General features: G+C 71.4%; 18 protein-coding genes and 1 pseudogene. 15 read left to right on the top strand and 4 right to left on the bottom strand.

Going from position 1 to position 18,310, the window contains the following annotated elements:
* Positions 1-160 precede the first annotated feature (160 nt).
* The 3 genes from J7I94_RS04530 to J7I94_RS04540 all read right to left on the bottom strand — a co-directional run bounded on the left by J7I94_RS04530 (position 161) and on the right by J7I94_RS04540 (position 3,945).
* Positions 161-820 carry a response regulator transcription factor gene (locus J7I94_RS04530; RefSeq protein ID WP_308114494.1) on the bottom strand — a complete coding sequence of 220 codons (660 nt, stop codon included), beginning with the start codon at positions 818-820 and terminating at the stop codon, positions 161-163.
* A 259-nt stretch (positions 821-1,079) separates the two neighbouring features.
* A complete protein-coding gene (locus J7I94_RS04535; RefSeq protein ID WP_215165266.1) occupies positions 1,080-2,456 on the bottom strand; it encodes a sensor histidine kinase in 1,377 nt (458 codons plus the stop codon).
* Positions 2,457-2,751: 295 nt separating this feature from the next.
* Complete coding sequence (locus tag J7I94_RS04540) at positions 2,752-3,945, bottom strand: sensor domain-containing protein (RefSeq protein WP_215165268.1); 1,194 nt, start codon at positions 3,943-3,945, stop codon at positions 2,752-2,754.
* A gap of 167 nt (positions 3,946-4,112) precedes the next feature.
* Here J7I94_RS04540 and J7I94_RS04545 point away from each other — a divergent pair, with 167 nt between their 5' ends.
* The 15 genes from J7I94_RS04545 (at position 4,113) to J7I94_RS04615 (ending at position 18,048) form a co-directional block, all read left to right on the top strand.
* Positions 4,113-4,538 carry an NADH-quinone oxidoreductase subunit A gene (locus tag J7I94_RS04545; protein ID WP_215165270.1) on the top strand — a complete coding sequence of 142 codons (426 nt, stop codon included), beginning with the start codon at positions 4,113-4,115 and terminating at the stop codon, positions 4,536-4,538.
* Entirely contained in the window at positions 4,529-5,155 is a 627-nt protein-coding gene (locus J7I94_RS04550) for an NADH-quinone oxidoreductase subunit B (protein WP_215165272.1), read from the top strand. The genes J7I94_RS04545 and J7I94_RS04550 overlap by 10 nt, the downstream gene beginning before the upstream one ends.
* Positions 5,152-6,648, top strand: a complete 1,497-nt coding sequence (locus tag J7I94_RS04555; RefSeq protein ID WP_215165274.1) for an NADH-quinone oxidoreductase subunit C — start codon at positions 5,152-5,154, stop codon at positions 6,646-6,648. The genes J7I94_RS04550 and J7I94_RS04555 overlap by 4 nt, the downstream gene beginning before the upstream one ends.
* Positions 6,645-7,613 (top strand): complex I subunit 1 family protein, encoded by a 969-nt coding sequence (locus tag J7I94_RS04560; protein WP_215165276.1) that lies wholly within the window; start codon positions 6,645-6,647, stop codon positions 7,611-7,613. Before J7I94_RS04555 ends, J7I94_RS04560 begins: the two co-directional genes overlap by 4 nt.
* A gap of 2 nt (positions 7,614-7,615) precedes the next feature.
* On the top strand, positions 7,616-8,182 hold the full coding sequence (locus J7I94_RS04565) for an NADH-quinone oxidoreductase subunit I (RefSeq protein WP_215165278.1): 567 nt from the start codon (positions 7,616-7,618) through the stop codon (positions 8,180-8,182).
* On the top strand, positions 8,179-8,772 hold the full coding sequence (locus J7I94_RS04570) for an NADH-quinone oxidoreductase subunit J (RefSeq protein WP_215165280.1): 594 nt from the start codon (positions 8,179-8,181) through the stop codon (positions 8,770-8,772). Before J7I94_RS04565 ends, J7I94_RS04570 begins: the two co-directional genes overlap by 4 nt.
* Positions 8,772-9,185 (top strand): NADH-quinone oxidoreductase subunit NuoK, encoded by a 414-nt coding sequence (nuoK, locus tag J7I94_RS04575; RefSeq protein ID WP_215165281.1) that lies wholly within the window; start codon positions 8,772-8,774, stop codon positions 9,183-9,185. The genes J7I94_RS04570 and nuoK overlap by 1 nt, the downstream gene beginning before the upstream one ends.
* Positions 9,182-11,179: an NADH-quinone oxidoreductase subunit L gene (locus J7I94_RS04580; RefSeq protein WP_215165282.1), complete on the top strand. Its 1,998-nt coding sequence runs from the start codon at positions 9,182-9,184 to the stop codon at positions 11,177-11,179. Before nuoK ends, J7I94_RS04580 begins: the two co-directional genes overlap by 4 nt.
* A 6-nt stretch (positions 11,180-11,185) precedes the next feature.
* On the top strand, positions 11,186-12,760 hold the full coding sequence (locus J7I94_RS04585; protein ID WP_215165283.1) for an NADH-quinone oxidoreductase subunit M: 1,575 nt from the start codon (positions 11,186-11,188) through the stop codon (positions 12,758-12,760).
* The gene (locus J7I94_RS04590; protein WP_215165284.1) at positions 12,757-14,283 is read left to right on the top strand and encodes an NADH-quinone oxidoreductase subunit N; all 1,527 of its coding nucleotides are present in this window, start codon (positions 12,757-12,759) and stop codon (positions 14,281-14,283) included. The genes J7I94_RS04585 and J7I94_RS04590 overlap by 4 nt, the downstream gene beginning before the upstream one ends.
* A gap of 235 nt (positions 14,284-14,518) precedes the next feature.
* Positions 14,519-15,382: a zinc metalloprotease HtpX gene (gene htpX, locus J7I94_RS04595; RefSeq protein ID WP_215165286.1), complete on the top strand. Its 864-nt coding sequence runs from the start codon at positions 14,519-14,521 to the stop codon at positions 15,380-15,382.
* Positions 15,379-15,771: a YccF domain-containing protein gene (locus J7I94_RS04600; protein WP_215165288.1), complete on the top strand. Its 393-nt coding sequence runs from the start codon at positions 15,379-15,381 to the stop codon at positions 15,769-15,771. Before htpX ends, J7I94_RS04600 begins: the two co-directional genes overlap by 4 nt.
* 227 nt (positions 15,772-15,998) lie before the next feature.
* Entirely contained in the window at positions 15,999-16,265 is a 267-nt protein-coding gene (locus J7I94_RS04605) for a GlsB/YeaQ/YmgE family stress response membrane protein (protein ID WP_215165289.1), read from the top strand.
* A gap of 221 nt (positions 16,266-16,486) precedes the next feature.
* Positions 16,487-16,894, top strand: coding sequence for a YciI family protein (locus J7I94_RS04610; protein ID WP_215165290.1), 408 nt, complete (start codon positions 16,487-16,489; stop codon positions 16,892-16,894).
* 8 nt (positions 16,895-16,902) lie between these two features.
* Positions 16,903-18,048 carry an RNA polymerase sigma factor gene (locus J7I94_RS04615; protein ID WP_215165296.1) on the top strand — a complete coding sequence of 382 codons (1,146 nt, stop codon included), beginning with the start codon at positions 16,903-16,905 and terminating at the stop codon, positions 18,046-18,048.
* Between the two features lie 139 nt (positions 18,049-18,187).
* Here J7I94_RS04615 and J7I94_RS38115 read toward each other — a convergent pair.
* Positions 18,188-18,310: pseudogene (locus J7I94_RS38115) on the bottom strand (IS630 family transposase); the annotation flags it as partial.

Consider the following 18,310-nt stretch of genomic DNA (forward strand, 5'->3'; position numbering starts at 1 on the left):
CCCGCCTCCCCGGCGCGGGAAAAGACGCGCCTGTTCGTCGTTCGGCTTATCGTCCGTTCGGATGAACGGACGGTCTGGCGGTGATATCGGGGGAGGGGGCAGAGGCGCGGCGCAGCGGTCGAAAAGCCGATCATGAGCGATCATGAGCCAGGGGAAAGATTCATGAGTTGAGATAAGTGAGCACCGCGAGGACACGGCGGTGGTCGCCGTCACTCGGGGACAACCCGAGTTTCAGAAAGATATTGCTGACGTGCTTCTCGACGGCTCCGTCGCTCACCACCAACTGCCTGGCGATCGCCGAGTTCGTCCGGCCCTCGGCCATCAACCCCAGGACCTCCCGCTCGCGCGGGGTGAGTCCCGCGAGCACGTCCTGCTTGCGGCTGCGCCCGAGCAACTGCGCGACCACCTCGGGATCGAGCGCGGTACCCCCCTGGGCGACCCGCACCACCGCGTCCACGAACTCCCGCACTTCGGCGACCCGGTCCTTGAGCAGGTAGCCGACCCCGCGGCTGGAACCCGCGAGCAGTTCCGTGGCGTAGCGCTCCTCCACGTACTGCGACAGCACGAGCACACCGATCCCCGGGTGCGCCTTGCGCAATTGCACCGCCGCCCGCACGCCCTCGTCGGTGTGCGTGGGCGGCATCCGCACGTCCGCCACGACGACGTCCGGCAGCTCCCCCTGGCCGTCCAGCTCGGTGACGGTCTTGAGCAGAGCCTCACCGTCACCGACCCCGGCCACCACCTCATGCCCGCGGTCGGTCAGCAGCCGGGTCAGGCCCTCCCTGAGCAGCACTGAATCCTCGGCGATGACCACCCGCACCCTGTCCTCCACGATTTTTGGCCCCCCACAGCCCCGCGCCGGCCCTACCCGCCCCTATGAACAGGTCCAGCATCCCAGCATTGGGCGCTGCGTGTGTCCGGGCAACGGTAATGAGGGGGACTGCGTCGGGACTGCGTCGGGACTGCGTCGGGACTGCGTCCCGTGGCGGTCGGATCGTGGCTGGGGCTGGGGCTGGGGCTGGGGACTGCGGGCTTATGTGGGCGGTGGGCTCGGATGGGGTGCGCGGGACACATGGGGCTCAGGCCGGCCGGTCCGAGCGCCACGGCAGCTCTGCCGTGATCCGGGTGGGCCCGCCGGCCGGAGAGTCCACCACCAGGATTCCGTCCACCGCGTCGAGCCGCTCCGCCAGCCCCGCGAGCCCCGAACCGGCCGACGCGTCGGCTCCGCCCACCCCGTTGTCCATGACCTGGAGCATCAGCCGGTTCTCCACCCGCCACACCTCCACGGCCGCGTACGTGGCCCGCGCGTGCTTGCTGATGTTCTGCAGCAGCTCCGAGACGGTGAAGTACGCGATCCCCTCGATCGCCGGGGCCGGCCGCTCCGCCAAGTCCACCTCCATCCGCACCGGCACGGTGCAGCGGGAGGCGACCGAGGACAGGGCCGCGTCCAGGCCGCGGTCGGTCAGGACGGCGGGGTGGATACCGCGGGCCAGGTCCCGCAGTTCCTGCAACGCCGTCTTCACCTCGCCGTGCGCCTCGTCCACCATCCGTGCGGCCTCCCGCGGGTCCTCGCGCAGCTTCTCCTTGGCCAGGCCCAGGTCCATGGCGAGGGTGACCAGGCGGGCCTGGGCACCGTCGTGCAGGTCACGCTCGATGCGCCGCAGGTCGGCGGCGGCCGTGTCGACCACGACGCCCCGGTCCGACTCCAGCTCCACGAGCCGCGTCGCCAGCCGCGACGGACCGAGCAGCCCGTGCACCATCAGCCGGTCCACCAGCGTCAGGGCCCGCACGATCCACGGCGCGGCCAGCGTGAACAGCAGCCCCACCAGTGCCGTCACGGCGATCTCGAAGGGGTTGTCCAGATAGATCCGGTGGGTCTCGTCGCCGTACAACTGCAACCCGTCCTGGCCGGCGTACATCGGGAAGATCCAGAACCACAGCGGGTACGTCAGCATCGCCCAGCCCCAGGTCCAGACGGCGACCGTGATACCGAACGAGACGACCGCCCACGGCAGGTGCAGCAGCGCGTACAGCAGCGCTCGCCAGGAGGTGCCGCTCTTGAGGACGGCGCCCATCCAGGCGAGGGCGCCCCGCTTCCGTATCCGCGGCGGCTCAGGGTCGGCCACCTCCAGGCCCAGCAGCCCACGCGCCCGTATCCGCTCCAGCGCGCCGAACCCGCGGCATCCGGCGAGCGCCGCCGCCAGCACCGGTACGCCGAGGAAGGTCACCAGCAGGCCGGCCCCCAGCGAGACCATCGTGACGGCGAAGGTGAAAAGGACGATGCTGATCGGCAGGCTCAGCAGCACGTAACCGAACTCGCGCCAGCTGCGTGCCTCGAACGGTGCCCGCAGACCGGCCGGCAGCCGGTGCCGGCGCTCACCGGTGCTCCCGCGAAAACCGGGGCGGCTGTCCACCCCGTACTCCTGTCCGTACTCCTGTCCGTACTCCATGGCCATCGGTGCCGTCCTTCTGCTCGTCCCTGCGGCTGTGCTGTGTCCTGGGGGTGTTCGTGTCCAGGAGTGCCTGTGTCCTGTGGTTGCGCCCGTGTCCTACGGCTGTGCCGTCGTACCTCCACCCTCCTCGGTCACGGGACCGCGGGACATGGAGCCCGTCGGTCTGTTGGACCGGGGGTTTTCCCCACCTCGGGACGCCGGGACGCATCCGGGCAGGCATCACGGCAAGGTGAGCGCTCGGGGTGCGCGGTGGCTCGTGCCCGCTACTTCCTCGCTGCTTCCCGGCGGGTATGTCCGTCTACTTCCCGGCGGGTATGTCCGTGCGGTCGCGCCACGGCAGCTCGGCCGTGACGGTCGTCGGGCCGCCCTCCGGGGAGTCGACGACGAACAGGCCGTCGACGGCACCCAGCCGGTCCGCGAGCCCCTTCATCCCCGTACCGCCGTCCAGGTGCGCGCCCCCGCGGCCGTCGTCCCACACCTGTATGAGCAGCCGGGTCTCCGCGCGCCAGACCTCCACCGCGGCCGAACGCGCCCCGCTGTGCTTGCTGATGTTCTGCAGCAGCTCCGAGACGGTGAAGTACGCGATCCCCTCTATAGCCGCCGCCGGCCGCTCCGTCAGGTCGACCGTCACCCGCACCGGCACGGTGCAGCGGGAGGCGACCGAGGACAGGGCCGCGTCCAGGCCGCGGTCGGTCAGGACGGCGGGGTGGATGCCGCGGGCCAGGTCCCGCAGCTCCCGCAAGGCCAGTTTCACCTCGCCGTGCGCCTCGTCGACCATCGCCGCGACGTGTTCGTCGGCCTGCCCCTCCAGCAGCTTCTCCTTGGCCAGGCCCAGTCCCATGGCCAGGTTGACCAAGCGGGCCTGCGCGCCGTCGTGCAGGTCGCGCTCGATCCGCCGCAGGTCGGCGGCGGCCGTGTCGACCACCACGCCACGGTCCGACTCCAGCTCGGCGATTCGCCGTTCCAGCTCGTCCGAGGGGGAGAGCAACGCGCGCACCATCGCCCGGTCGGCGTTGCCCAGCCCCCGGGCGATGAAGGGCAGCACCGGCCACAGCACGAACAGCGAGGTCAGCGTGGTGACGAAGGTGAGGATGCCCCAAGGCAGCCGTATGAACGCGTACAGAACCGTGCGCCAGCCCACCGGGTCCTTCAGCGCTGACCACAGATGCTGGAAGAATCCGCCTCTGCCGCGCGACGGCAGCCGGCTCGGCTCGTCCACCCGTACCCCCAGCAGCGCCCGGGCGCGTGCCCGCTCCAGTCTGCCCAACAGGCGCGCGCCCATCAGCCCGGCCGCCAGCAGCGGGAGCCCGATCACCGTGACCGTCAGCCCGAAACCCAGTGGCAGGACCGTCACGACGTAGACGAACCCGAGCAGCGCCACCGGGAGGTTCGCCAGCAGATGGGCGATCTCCTTCCAGGTGTGCCGGTCGTAGGCGAAACGGGCCGGCGGTGGACGGTCGTCGGGCGGCGTTGACGAGAGGCTTTCGGTCATACGGATCAGCGTGCCGCGCGCCGGGGCCCGGCGCCATGAGGTGAACCGCCCGGAACCACTGAGGAAAACCCCACCCTGCTTACGCTGTCTTTAGCAGGCCCTAGACTCGCAGTGGTCTCAGTAGTGGACAGGGACGGACAGGGTCGGAGAGGGAGCGAGGGACGGACGTGCCGGAACCGACCATCGGTGGTGCGACCCGGGCCGACGCGACCATTGTCGTGGCGTCGGACTACTTCCAGTCGTACTCGGTCGTCGGACTGCTCGCCGTCGTCGGCGTGCTCTTCGTGGCCGTGGCGTTCGGCGCCGGCCGCCTGCTGCGCCCGGTGGTCCCCACGCCCGAGAAACTCCTCACCTACGAGTGCGGGGTCGACCCCGTCGGCGAGGGCTGGGCCCACACCCAGGTCCGCTACTACGTCTACGCGTTCCTGTACGTGATCTTCGCGGTCGACTCGATCTTCCTCTTCCCCTGGGCGACGGTCTTCGCCGCACCCGGTTACGGTGCGACGACGCTCGTGGAGATGTTCATCTTCCTCGGCTTCCTCGCCGTGGGCCTGCTGTACGCATACAAGAAGGGCGTCCTGGCATGGACGTGACGCCGTCCCAACCGTCCGAACCCGTGCTGCTGCCGGAGCCGAAGCGGCTGGGCGCCCTCTCGCGCCTCGCCCCCGAGCCGATGAAGGTCGTCCTCAACTGGGGCCGCCGTTACTCGCTCTGGGTCTTCAACTTCGGGCTCGCCTGCTGCGCGATCGAGTTCATCGCCGCGTCGATGGCCCGCCACGACTTCATCCGCCTCGGTGTCATCCCGTTCGCGCCGGGACCGCGCCAGGCCGACCTGATGGTGGTCTCCGGCACGGTCACCGACAAGATGGCCCCGGCGGTCAAGCGGCTGTACGAACAGATGCCGGAACCGAAGTACGTCATCTCCTTCGGCGCGTGCAGCAACTGCGGCGGCCCGTACTGGGACTCGTACTCCGTGACGAAGGGCGTCGACCAGATCATCCCGGTCGACGTCTACGTCCCCGGCTGCCCGCCGCGCCCCGAGGCGCTGCTCCAGGGAATCCTCAAGCTCCAGGAGAAGATCGCGCGGGAGTCGCTGGGGGAGCGGTACGGCACCTCGCGGCGGCCGTCGGCGGACGCGTTGCAGAGCGACCTGGTGCGGCCGCCCGCCCCGGCCGCGGCGCCGGAGCCGGAGCCGGGGGAGGACCGATGAGCACGGTCGGCTGGCTGCCCGGCGACACCGGGGAACTCTTCGGCCCTGAGGCCACCGCCGAGGAGTCGTACGAGGTCCTGACGGTGGACGTCCCCCCGGCGGACTGGATCTCCGCCCTGGAGACCGCACGCGACCGCTTGGGCTGCACGTACTTCGACTGGCTGAGCGCGGTCGACGAACCGGGCACGGGCTTCCGCGTCGCGGCGCACGTGGTCGCGCTGACGCCGGTACGGCGCCTGCTGCTGCGGACGACGGTTCCGCACGAGTCCCCGGTACTGCCCACCGCGGTGGGTGTGTACGCGGGGGCGGCGTGGCACGAGCGCGAGACCCACGAGATGTTCGGCGTCGTCTTCGACGGTCACCCGGGGCTGGACCACCTGCTCCTGCCGGAGAGTTTCGAGGGCAATCCCCTGCGCAAGGACTTCGTCCTCGCCGCCCGGGTCGCCAAGGCGTGGCCGGGCGCGAAGGAGCCGGGGGAGTCCTCGACGGGCGGCGGCCACGCCGGCCCCCGGCGCCGGCAGATGCTTCCGCCGGGCGTCCCCGACCCGAACGAGTGGGGCCCTCTCAAGGGCCGGCTCCCTGCCGCCCCGGCCCGCCCGACTCGCGGTGCCGGCCGCGCGACCGGCACCGGCACCGACGCCCGCCCGGCTCGCGCGACGGGCGACCGCCCCGTCCGCCGGACGCGTTCGGTGACGGAGGGGTCGGCGAGTCAGGCGGTGAGCTCTTCCCGTCAGGTGGACGCTCCTCGCCAGGTGGAATCCACCCGTCAGGTGGACGCTCCCCGTCAGGAGGAATCCCCTCGGCAGGGCGCCACCACCCGTCAGGCGGAGGACACCGCCCGTCAGGCGGCACCGGCCGCCGGGACTTCGCCGGCGCCCCGGCGTTCGCGCTCGGCTGCGGAGGGCTCCGCCGGCCAAGCGGCTCCGTCCGCCGAGGCTCCGACGGCGCCATCGGCACCGGCCAGGAGGCGGTCGCGGAGCGTGAGTGAGGGTTCGGCCTCGCAGCGGTCGGAGACCGGCGGTGCTGCGGCCCCCCGACGGGCGCGGAGCGCGGCGGAGGGCTCCGCCAGTCAGCGGGCGACCGCGGGTGACGGTGTGCCCGACGCGTCCCAGACCGCTCCCGCCGCGCCGCGAAGCCCGGACGCTCCGTGGCACCACGCCCGCCCGGCCTTCGACGAGCCCGCGGCCGAACGCGACGAGGAATCCGCAGCCACCACTCCCGCGGACAGCCCGGAGAACCTCGGCACCACGGAGACCGCCGACAACCCCGAGAAACCCTCCGCCCCCGACACCCCTGACAAGCCCGAGATCTCTGAGACCTCCGAGGCCCGCGAGATCTCTGAGACCTCCGAGACCAGCGAGAACTCTGAGACCTCCGAGGCCCGCGAGACCTCTGAGACCTCCGAGGCCCGCGAGACCTCCGAGACCAGCGAGAACTCCGATACCCGCGAGACCCCGGAGACCCGCGAAGACCCGCAAGGAGGCCCGCAGTGAACGACGCGCTCGACGTCATCCTGCGCCTTCTGATCGTCTTCGTCGTCTTCCTGGCGTTCCCCCTGATCGTCGGCCAGACCGAGCACAAGGTGATGGCCCACATGCAGGGCCGCCTGGGCCCGATGTACGCCGGCGGCTTCCACGGCTGGGCCCAGCTCGTCGCGGACGGCGTGAAGTTCGCGCAGAAGGAGGACGTGGTCCCCGCGGGCGCGGACCGCCGTATCTTCCAGCTCGCCCCCGCCGTCGCCCTCCTTCCGTACCTCCTCGTCCTCCTGGCCATCCCCGTCGGCCCCGGCGAGGGCGCGGTCGGCCAGGTCGTCGACGCCGGTGTCTTCTTCGTCCTCGCCGTCATGGGCGTCGGAGTCCTCGGATCGCTCATGGCCGGCTGGGCCTCCGCCAACAAGTTCTCCCTCCTCGGGGGCCTCCGCACCGCCGCCCAGCTCCTCGCCTACGAACTCCCCATGCTGCTCGCCGCCGCCTCGGTCGCGATGGCCGCCGGCACGGTCTCGCTGCCCGGCATCCTCGACGCCTTCGAGTGGTGGTGGCTGCCCTGGCAGATCGTCGGCGCGATCGTCTTCTTCATCGCCGGCCTCGCCGAACTCCAGCGCCCGCCCTTCGACATGCCCGTCGCCGACTCCGAGATCATCTTCGGCGCGTACACCGAGTACACGGGCCTGCGCTTCGCGCTCTTCCTCCTCGCCGAGTACGCCGGGATCGTCGTCCTGTGCGGCCTGACCACCGTCCTCTTCCTGGGCGGCTGGCACGGCCCCTGGGGTGCCGACGGCCTCGGCTGGGTGTGGACCCTGCTGAAGACCGCCGTTCTCGCCTTCGTCGTGATCTGGCTCCGCGTGACGTACCCCCGTCTGCGCGAGGACCAGCTCCAGAAGCTCTCCTGGACCCTCCTCGTCCCTCTCGCCCTCGCCCAGATCGCCCTCACCGGCATCGTCAAGGTGGTGATCCAGTAACCATGGCCCCCATCCCAGGAAGTGGCCTGGCCAAGGGCCTGGCCGTCACCCTGCGCACGATGACGAAGAAGACCGTCACCGAGCAGTACCCGGACGTCCAGCCCGACCTCCCGCCCCGCAGCCGTGGAGTCATCGGCCTGTTCGAGGAGAACTGCACGGTCTGCATGCTGTGCGCCCGCGAGTGCCCGGACTGGTGCATCTACATCGACTCCCACAAGGAGACGGTCCCCGCCGCGACCCCCGGTGGCCGCGAACGCAGCCGCAACGTCCTGGACCGCTTCGCCATCGACTTCTCCCTGTGCATGTACTGCGGTATCTGCATCGAGGTCTGTCCGTTCGACGCCCTCTTCTGGTCCCCGGAGTTCGAGTACGCCGAGACCGACATCCGCGACCTTACCCACGAACGCGACAAGCTCCGCGAGTGGATGTGGACCGTCCCGGCACCGCCGGCCCTCGACCCCGGCGCGGAGGAGCCGAAGGAACTCGCCGCCGCCCGCAAGACCGCCGACAAGCTGGCTGCAGCCCAGGCCGAACCACGGCAGGCCGAACCGGGGGAGGGTGACGCATGAGCCTCGCAGCCGAAACCCACGGCTTCCTCTCCCCGACCGGAGTCGAAATCGCCTTCCTCCTCGTCGGCCTGGTCACCTTCGGCGCCGCCCTCGTCACCGTGACCACCCGGCAGCTCGTCCACGCCGCTCTGTGGCTGGTGGTGGCCCTCGGCGGTCTCGCCGTCGAGTACCTCCTGCTCACCGCCGAGTTCATCGCCTGGGTACAGGTCCTCATCTACGTCGGTTCCGTCGTCGTCCTCCTTCTGTTCGGCCTGATGCTCACCAGGGCCCCCATCGGCCGCTCCCCGGACGCCGACTCCGGCAACCGCTGGGCCGCCCTCGCCGTGGCCGTCGCCGCCGCGGCGGCCCTCGTCTGGGTGGTCGTCGACGCGTTCCGGACCACCTGGATCGACCTCGACGGTCCGGCCGCCGGATCCACCGCCGTCACCGGAGCGAGCCTCTTCCAGCACTGGGTCCTCCCCTTCGAGGCCCTCTCCGTCCTCCTCCTCGCCGCTCTCGTCGGCGCGATCGTCCTGTCCCGCAAGGCCAAGACCAAGGCCGACGCGCAGGCCGCCGACCAGCCGAGGTCCGGCAAGGGCGGTGCCCGCTGATGCACCTCGCCTACCCCGCCGTCCTCGCCGCCCTCCTCCTCTGCACGGGCCTCTACGGCGTCCTCGCCCGCCGCAACGCGATCCTCGTCCTGATGTCGGTCGAGCTGATGCTCAACGCGGTCAACCTCAACCTGGTCGCCTTCGACGTCTGGCTCAGCCGGGCCGCCGAGGAGACCCTGCACTCCGGGCAGGCCCTGACCCTGTTCACCATCGCCATCGCCGCCGCCGAGATCGGCATCGGCCTGGCGATCGTCCTCGCCGTCCACCGCAACCGCGGCACCGCGGACATCGACCGCCTCCGCGACACCGCCGAGGGCCACGAACCGGACGACGGCCCCGACCTCGACAACCCCGACAACCCCGACGCCCCCGCGACCGGAACGGCCGCCGAGAAGGCTGAGGCCAGCGCGTGACCACGACCACCCTCGCCGTCCTCGTCCCCCTCCTTCCTTTCCTCGGCGCCGCCGCCGGCCTGCTGCTGGGCCGCACCGCACCCGCCTTCGTCCGCCCGCTCGCCGTCCTGCCGACGCTCGCCGCGTTCGTCCTCGCCGTGGTCGTCGCCGCCCGCCAGGCCGGCGGCCGGGCGGTCGACGCCGCCACCGAGCTGACCCCCACCGGCTCGGTCCCCGTCGAACTGGCCCTGCACATCGACGGCTTCGCCGCCCTCGTCGCCGTCCTGGTCGGCCTGGTCGCCACCTGCGTGCAGCTCTACTCGACGGGCTACCTGCGCGACGACCCGCGCTACCCCTCGTACGCCGCTCTCGTCTCTCTCTTCACCTCCGCCATGCTCCTCGTCGTCTACTCCGGCGACCTGATGGTGCTGCTGGTCGGCTGGGAGATCATGGGCATCTGCTCCTACTTCCTGGTCGGCCACTACTGGGAGACGCCGGAGGCCCGCGCCGCCTCCCTCAAGGCGTTCCTGGTGACCAAGCTCGGTGACGTCCCTTTCCTGATCGGTCTGTTCGCGCTCGCCGGTGATGCCGGTTCCTTCCGGATCACCAAGATCCTCGGCGCGGTCGCGAGCGACGGCGGCCTGGACCACCCCACCCTGGTCGCTCTGTTGCTCCTGGCCGGCGTGGCGGGCAAGTCGGCGCAGTTCCCGCTGCACACCTGGCTCCCCGACGCGATGGCGGGCCCCACGCCCGTCTCCGCGCTGATCCACGCGGCGACGATGGTCGCCGCCGGTGTCTACTTCACCGCCCGGCTCCTTCCGGTCTTCGAGGCCTCCCAGGCCGCCATGGTCGTCCTGGCCGTCATGGCCGCGGCCACGATGACCGGCTCCGCGCTCGCCGCGCTCGCCCAGGACGACATCAAGCGCGTCCTCGCCTACTCGACGATCGGCCAGCTCGGCTACCTGACCGGCGCCCTCGCCGTCGCCGACCGCGATGCCGCCGTCTTCCACCTCCTGTCCCACGGCGCCTTCAAGGCGCTGCTGTTCCTCGCGGCCGGCGTGCTCATCCACGCGGCCGGCACCAACTCGCTCGCCGCCATGTCCCGTATGCGGGGCCTGCGCGACCGTGTCCCCGACGCCTACTGGACGATGACCGTGGCGCTGCTCGCCCTCGCCGCGATCCCTCCCTTCAGCGGCTTCTTCTCCAAGGAGTCCGTCCTGGGCGCCGCGGAACACGTCGTCGGCGGCCACACCGAGCACACCCCGGCCGCCGCCGGCTGGACCGTGCTCGTCGCCGGTCTGCTCACGGCCCTGCTCACCGCCGCGTACGCGACGCGCCTGTGGCTGCTGGCCTTCCGCGGCCACGGCACCGACGCTCCCGACCACGGCAAGCAGCCGCTTGCCATGAACGCCGTGCTGTGGGTGCTGGCGATCCCGTCACTCGCCTTCGGCGGACTCGCCTACCGCGTGCTCCCCGACTGGTTCGACGGCCGTGACCTCACCCCGACCCTCACCACCTCCGTGCTCGGCACGGGCGTGGCCCTGGTCGGCGGCATCGTCACCTACGGAGCCTGGCGGCACACCACCGCGCTCGCCGCCCGCGTCCCCCTGGGCGCCGTCGCCGCCCACCCGGAGCGCGACGCCGGCGTCGTGGAGGCCGAGGCCATCGCCGGGCACGAGCCCGCCTACGGCAGCGTGGCCCACGCGCCGGACCCCGCCGACCCCGGACGGCTCCTCCTCGGCCCGCTGCACCGGCACGCGGCCGTCGGCTTCCACCTGGACGCCGTGTACACCGCGCTCTTCGTCCGCCCGGTGCGGGCCGGAGCGAGCCTCGTCCGGTTCCTGGACCGCGAGGTCGTCGAGACCTACGTACGCGGGGCGGGCGCCCTGCCCCGCTGGCTCGGGGCCGCCGTACGCCGTGCCCAGACCGGCAATGTGCAGACCTATGTGAGCGCGCTGCTCGCCGGCACCGTCGTCCTCGCGGTCGCCGCCGTCCTCGTCGCCACGGGAGCGTGAGCAGGCGTGATCGATATCAACGAGTCCGTGATGCAGTTCCTTCTGGCATTGATCGTGGCCGGCCCGCTTCTCGGGGCCGCCACCGCTCTGCTGCCCGCGCCGCCCGGACTGAAGGGGAAGTCGCCCGAGCAGGCCGTGCTGCGGCACGGCGTCACCGTGACCGGTGCCGTCCTCATCGCCGCGATCGTCCTCGCGCTCGGTTTCGACCACGACCAGCCGTCGAAGATGCAGGCCACGACCGACATCAGCTGGATCCCCGCACTCGACGTGCGCATCCACCTCGGCATCGACGGCATCTCCCTCCCCCTCCTGGTTCTGACCGCGCTGCTGACCTTCCTCTGCGCGCTCTACTCGTACTTCAAGATGCCTTCCGGGCCCACCCCGAAGGCGTTCGTCGCGCTGCTGCTCGTCCTGGAGTCCGGCACGCTCGCCAGCTTCGCCGTCCTCGACCTCCTGCTGTTCTTCCTCGCCTTCGAGATGGTCCTCGTCCCGATGTACTTCCTCATCGCCCGCTGGGGCGGCGAGGGCCGGGCCGAGGCCGCCTGGAAGTTCATCCTGTACACGCTCCTCGGCTCCGTGGTCATGCTGCTCGGCCTGCTCCTGACCGGAGTCACGGCCGGCACGTTCGACATGATGGCACTGGCCACTGACAACGGCCGGTCGTTGACCACATCCGTGCAGGTCATCGCCGTACTGGCAATCGGGATCGGGCTCGCGGTCAAGACCCCGATGTGGCCGCTGCACAGCTGGCTGCCCGACGCCCACACCGCCGCGCCGACCGTCGGCTCGGTCCTGCTGGCCGGTGTCCTGCTGAAGATGGGTACGTACGGGTTCGTCCGCATCGTCCTCCCGATCGCCCCGGACGGCTTCCGCGTCTTCGCGCCCTACCTCGCCGCCTTCGCCGTCGTCGGCATCGTCTACGGCTCCCTGGCCTGCCTGGCCCTCGCCCGGCGCGGCGCCAAGGGCGACCTCAAGCGGCTCATCGCGTACTCCTCCGTCGGCCACATGGGCTTCGTCCTGCTCGGCATCGCCACCATGACCCCGACCGGCGTCAACGGCGCCCTGTTCGCCAACATCGCCCACGGCCTCATCACCGGCCTGCTCTTCTTCCTGGTCGGCGCCCTGAAGGACCGCACGGGCTCCACCGACCTCGACACCCTCGCGCAGGAGACCGGCGCCGCGCTCTACGGCAGGGCGCCCCGCCTCGGCGGTCTGCTCGCCTTCGCCGCCGTCGCCTCCCTCGGCCTGCCGGGACTGGCCGGGTTCTGGGGCGAGATGCTCGCCTTGTTCGGAGCGTTCGACCCCGCGAGCGGCCTCAGCCGCCCGGCCTTCCTCACCTTCATGTCCGTCGCCGCGTTCGGCACGCTGCTGACCGCCGCGTACATGCTGATCGTGGTCCGCCGCGTCTGCATGGGCGCCACCGCGCCGGACGCCCCCGCGCTCCCCGACGTACGCCGCTACGAGTTCGCGGCCTGGACCCCGCTCGTCGCCCTCACCGTCGTCGCCGGACTGTGGCCGAGGGCCCTCCTCGGCCTGACCGACCCGGCCGTGCAGCAGCTCCTCGCAGGAGGCACCCGATGAGCGCCCTGGCCGCCCAGCCACTGGCCCAGAACCTGGTCCAGTCCGTCGACTGGCTCGCCGTCGCGCCGCCCACCGTCGTGGCGGTCGTCGGACTCGCCGTCCTGGTCGCCGACCTCTTCGTCGCCGAGCGGCGCAAAACCCTGCTCGGCTGGGCGTCCGTCGCCGGCCTGGCCGGCTCGCTGCTCCTGCTGCTGCCCCTGCTGGACGGCGACCGCGCCACCTTCTGCCTGACCGGCGCCACGCGCGCGTGCAGCTACGTCGCCGACCCGTTCACCCTCGCCGTCCAGCTCCTGGTGCTCGGCGGCGCCCTCGTGGCCGCCCTGCTGTCGGTCACCACCCTGAAGGACGCCGACCGGGGCCTGCCCGAGGGCGAGTACTGGTTCCTGCTGCTGTCGTCCGCGGCCGGCGCCGCGCTGCTGCCCGCCTCCCGCGACCTGGCCACCCTCATCGTCGCCCTGGAGGTCGCCTCCCTGCCCGCCTTCGCCCTGGTGGGCCTGAGGCACGGTGATCGGCGTTCCTCCGAGGCCGCCCTGAAGTTCTTCCTCTCCTCGGTGACCGCGACCGCCGTCAGCCTCCTGGGCGTCAGTTTCGTCTACGCGGCCACCGGCACCATCCACCTCACCGAGATCGCCGGCCGCGTCCAGGACGTCGACGGACAGCTCACCACCCTCGCCCACACCGGCGTCGTCCTCACCCTCGTCGGCTTCGCCTTCAAGACGGCCGCCGTGCCCTTCCACTTCTGGGTGCCCGACACCTACGTCGGCGCGCCCCTGCCGATCGCCGCCTACCTGTCCGTCGTCGGCAAGGCGGTCGGCTTCTCCGGCCTCATCCTGGTCACCGTCGTCGCCCTCCCGTCGTACGCCGACGTCTGGGGCCCGGCGCTGGCCGCGCTCGCCGCCCTCACCATGACCGTCGGCAACGCCGGCGCCCTGCGGCAGCACGGCACGCGCGCGTACAGCGCCGTACGCCTGCTCGCCTGGTCGTCGGTCGGACAGGCCGGCTACCTCCTGGTGCCGATCGCCGCCGCCGCGTACTCCGACGACCCCGAGCGCTCGATCGGCTCCACCCTCGCCTACGCCCTCATGTACGGCGCCGTGAACCTGGGCGCCTTCGCGGTCGCCGCCCTGGTGGGCCGTACGAAGTCCCGCAACCGCCTGACCGACTACCGCGGCCTGTACGCGTCCAACCCCCTCACCGCCCTCCTCCTGGCCTTCTTCCTGCTCTGCCTCGCCGGGCTGCCGCCGGGCATCATCGGTCTGTTCGCCAAGGTCACCGTCTTCTCCGCGGCGGTCGACGCCGGCCTCGGCTGGCTCGCCGTGGTCATGGCCGTGAACGTCGTCATCGCGCTGTACTACTACCTCCGGTGGACGGCCCTGCTGTTCCGCGCCCCGGCGGGCGAACCCCGCGAGCACCTCGTGCCGGCCCCGCTCACCGCCGCGCTCGCGGTGACCGCGGTCCTGGCCGCCGCCCTCTCCGGCGCGCCCCAGCTGATCCTCCGCTTCGCCGACACCGGGCTCTTCTGAACCCCGCCCCACCCCCGTACACCGCCCCCGTCACCCGGACGGCCCACGCCCGCCTGCGCGTCCACCGGGGAACTGGTGGCCGTCGCCTCGCGTTGACCAGTACGGAAGGGTCCACTGGACGTGTCACCACACACCGGTGGCATCGACAGACCGGGAAGCGACCACAGCGAGCGAGACCAGCAAGCAAAGGGTTCAAACATAGGGTTCCCCTGCTGCACCACTTGGAGGGCGTACCGTGCACCGCCGGCACAACGGGCTCAGGACCGCAGTACTCCTCGGGGGACTGTCCGCGCTCATCATCGTCATCGGCAGCTTCTTCGGCCGAGCCGGGCTCGTCGTCGCCGTCCTCGTAGCCCTGGGCACCAACGCGTACGCGTACTGGAACAGCGACAAGCTGGCTCTACGCGCGATGCGCGCCCGCCCGGTGAGCGAGTTCGAGGCCCCGGGGCTGTACCGCATGGTCCGTGAACTCTCCACCCAGGCCCGCCAGCCCATGCCGCGCCTGTACATCTCCCCGACGGAGGCCCCCAACGCCTTCGCGACCGGCCGCAATCCGCGCAACGCGGCGGTCTGCTGCACCGACGGCATCCTGCGCCTGCTCGACGAACGCGAGCTGCGCGGCGTCATCGGCCACGAGCTGAGCCACGTCTACAACCGGGACATCCTCATCTCCTCGGTCGCCGGCGCCCTCGCCTCGGTGATCATGTTCCTGGTCAACTTCGCCTGGCTGATCCCCATCGGCCGCTCCGACGACGACGACGGCCCCGGCCTCTTCGGCATGCTCCTGATCATGCTGCTCGGCCCGCTGGCCGCCAGCCTGATCCAGCTGGCCATCAGCCGCTCCCGCGAGTACGAGGCCGACGCGTCCGGATCCCAGCTCACCGGCGACCCACTCGCCCTCGCCAGCGCCCTGCGCAAGCTGGACGCGGGTACCAAGCAGCTTCCGCTGCCCGCGGAGCCCCGTATCGAGACGGCCAGCCACATGATGATCGCCAACCCCTTCCGCCCGGGGCAGGGCCTCTCGAAGATGTTCTCCACCCACCCGCCCATGGCGGAACGCATCGCCCGACTCGAGAAGATGGCAGGTCGCAGGCAGTGAAGACCATCCTCAACCTCATCTGGCTCGTCCTGAGCGGCTTCTGGCTGTTCCTCGGCTACCTGCTCGCGGGCGTGCTGCTCTGCGTCACGATCATCGGCATCCCGTTCGGCATCGCGGCGTTCCGCATCGGGATCTACGCGCTGTGGCCCTTCGGGTACACCACGGTCGAGCGCCGGGACGCGGGCGCGGCCTCCTGTGTCGGCAACGTGCTGTGGCTGCTCCTCGCGGGCTGGTGGCTGGCCCTCGGCCACATCGTCACCGGCATCGTGCTGTGCGTGACGATCATCGGCATCCCGCTCGGCATAGCCAACTTCAAGCTGATCCCGGTCTCCCTGCTCCCGCTGGGCCGCGACATCGTCCGGACCGACCAGCCGTTCGCGGCCCGCTGATCACGCCGATGCTGCGCCCCTGACCGGCGCGGCAGCCGTCGCACACGCGAACCCGCACCCGACCTGAGCCGTGTCCCACCGCTCCCTGCAACCACCGCCATAACCGTTGCGTCTTCAGTCCATGAGAGAGCAGGAGCGGCCGCACCGCCGCGCAAAGCGTGGCAGAAGCAATGCCGATCACAGTGCGCTCGTAGGCCGGGCACAGCGAGAGAGGGCAGGTTCAAGGCATGACCGTCATCAGTTGGATCATCCTGGGACTGCTGGCCGGAGCCATCGCCAAGGTCCTGTTGCCGGGCCGGGACCCGGGCGGCCTCATCGGCACGACCCTCATCGGCATCGCCGGCGCCTTCATCGGCGGCTGGATATCGGCCCGCTGGCTGGACCACCCGATCACGAAGGACTTCTACGACGGGGCCACCTGGGCGGCGGCCATCGGCGGCTCGTTCGTCCTCCTGGTCGCTTACCGCATCCTGTTCGGCAACTCCCGCGACTGAGCTGCCCGGCACGGCCGGGGGCCTCTGCTGCTCCTCACGCGTGCGGAAGAGGGCGGAACCGGCTACTCGTACCGCGTACCGGCCGTACTGGGCGCATCCACGAGCACCCGGAAGAAAAAATATCGGCCGACGATGTCGACGATGTCGAGAACGCGTGACCGGCTCCGTCCCCGTATCGAACGCGACCACAAGGGGCCGCGTCGGCACCGAGGAGAGACACGATGGCCAAGTACCTGCTCCTGAAGCACTACCGCGGCGCCCCGGCGGCGGTCAACGACGTCCCCATGGACCGGTGGACGCCGGAGGAGATCTCGGCGCACATGCGCTACATGCAGGACTTCGCGGACCGGCTGGAGAAGACCGGCGAGTTCGTCGACGGGCAGGCGCTCGCCCCCGAGGGGACGTGGGTGCGCTACGACGGTGAGGGGCGCCCGCCGGTCACCGACGGCCCGTTCGCCGAGACCAAGGACCTCGTCGCCGGCTGGATGGTGATCGACGTCGACAGCTACGAGCGCGCCGTCGAACTGGCCGGAGAACTGTCGGCCGCCCCCGGCGCGGGCGGCAAGCCGATCCACGAGTGGCTGGAGCTGCGCCCGTTCCTGACCGCACCGCCCACCATCACGGAGTGACCCCACCGATGGACGAGGCCCTGCTCCGGCGCCTCACGCCGAACGTCCTCGGCGTCCTCGTCCGCTGCGGAGCCGACTTCGCGGCGGCCGAGGACGCGGTACAGGACGCGCTCATCGACGCGATCCGCCGCTGGCCGGACGACCCTCCCCGGGACCCCAAGGGCTGGTTGGTCACCGTGGCCTGGCGCAAGTTCCTCGACCAGGCCCGGTCGGACACCGCCCGTCGCCGGCGCGAGGACGTCGCCGAGCAGGAACCGGCGTCCGGGCCCGCGCCCGCGGTGGACGACACGCTCCAGCTCTACTTCCTGTGCGCCCACCCCTCGTTGTCCCCGTCGTCCGCGACCGCGCTCACCCTGCGCGCCGTCGGTGGCCTCACCACCCGCCAGATCGCCCAGGCCTACCTGGTACCCGAGGCGACCATGGCGCAGCGCGTCAGCCGGGCCAAGCGCACCGTGGCCGGCGTCCGGTTCGACCAGCCCGGCGACGTCGCCACCGTCCTGCGCGTCCTCTACCTGGTCTTCAACGAGGGCTACTCCGGTGACATCGACCTCGCCGCCGAAGCCATCCGGCTCGCCAGGCAGCTCGTCGCCCGCATCGACCACCCCGAAGTGTCCGGGCTGCTCGCCCTCATGCTGCTCCACCACGCCCGGCGCGCCAGCCGGACCACGTCCGACGGCAGCCTGGTACCGCTCGCCGAGCAGGATCGCGGCCGGTGGGACACCGCGTCGATCGCCGAGGGCATCGGCATCCTCCAGGCGGCCCTCGCCCGCGACCGGCTCGGCGAGTTCCAGGCCCAGGCCGCCATCGCCGCCCTCCACGCCGACGCGCCCACCGCCGAGGAGACCGACTGGACGCAGATCGTCGAGTGGTACGACGAGCTCACGCGCCTGACCGACAGCCCCGTCGTCCGGCTCAACCGCGCGGTCGCCGTCGGCGAGGCCGACGGACCACGCGCCGGTCTGGCCGCACTCGCCGAGCTGGATCCCGCCCTGCCCCGCCACACCGCGGCGGCGGCCTACCTCCACGAACGCGGCGGCGAGCCGGCGACGGCGGCCCGGCTGTACGCCGAGGCGGCCCACAAGGCGTCCAACCTCGCCGAACGCGACTACCTGACCCGCCAGGCCGCCCGGCTCAACACCCACCGGGGCCGCTGACAGACCACGCTCGCGACCCGCCGCGCCGACACGTGGCACGCCTGAACGAGCGGCGCCGACACACCGGCCCCGCGCAGCCCACCAACCCTCGACAGTGTCCGCGCAGGTCAGGCCGCTCTCTCGGCGGTGGTCCGACGAACTAGTGTCCTGCGCCGGAGATCCGTCGGCAGAAGCGGGCGAGGGAGTCGAGGATCTCTTCGGCTGTCTTGGTCCAGATGAACGGCTTGGGGTTTTCGTTCCAGTCCTTGACCCATGCCCGGAT

The organism is Streptomyces sp. ISL-12 (genome assembly GCF_018614415.1).
GTDB lineage: Bacteria > Actinomycetota > Actinomycetes > Streptomycetales > Streptomycetaceae > Streptomyces.

Excerpts from the sequence above, each read along its gene's own strand:
- J7I94_RS04535 (WP_215165266.1), bottom strand. The coding sequence starts at position 2,456 with ATGGCCATGGAGTACGGACAGGAGTACGGACAGGAGTACGGGGTGGAC.
- J7I94_RS04540 (WP_215165268.1), bottom strand. The coding sequence starts at position 3,945 with ATGACCGAAAGCCTCTCGTCAACGCCGCCCGACGACCGTCCACCGCCG.
- J7I94_RS04550 (WP_215165272.1), top strand. The coding sequence starts at position 4,529 with ATGGACGTGACGCCGTCCCAACCGTCCGAACCCGTGCTGCTGCCGGAG.
- J7I94_RS04555 (WP_215165274.1), top strand. The coding sequence starts at position 5,152 with ATGAGCACGGTCGGCTGGCTGCCCGGCGACACCGGGGAACTCTTCGGC.
- J7I94_RS04565 (WP_215165278.1), top strand. The coding sequence starts at position 7,616 with ATGGCCCCCATCCCAGGAAGTGGCCTGGCCAAGGGCCTGGCCGTCACC.
- J7I94_RS04570 (WP_215165280.1), top strand. The coding sequence starts at position 8,179 with ATGAGCCTCGCAGCCGAAACCCACGGCTTCCTCTCCCCGACCGGAGTC.
- nuoK (WP_215165281.1), top strand. The coding sequence starts at position 8,772 with ATGCACCTCGCCTACCCCGCCGTCCTCGCCGCCCTCCTCCTCTGCACG.
- J7I94_RS04590 (WP_215165284.1), top strand. The coding sequence starts at position 12,757 with ATGAGCGCCCTGGCCGCCCAGCCACTGGCCCAGAACCTGGTCCAGTCC.
- J7I94_RS04605 (WP_215165289.1), top strand. The coding sequence starts at position 15,999 with ATGACCGTCATCAGTTGGATCATCCTGGGACTGCTGGCCGGAGCCATC.
- J7I94_RS04610 (WP_215165290.1), top strand. The coding sequence starts at position 16,487 with ATGGCCAAGTACCTGCTCCTGAAGCACTACCGCGGCGCCCCGGCGGCG.
- J7I94_RS04615 (WP_215165296.1), top strand. The coding sequence starts at position 16,903 with ATGGACGAGGCCCTGCTCCGGCGCCTCACGCCGAACGTCCTCGGCGTC.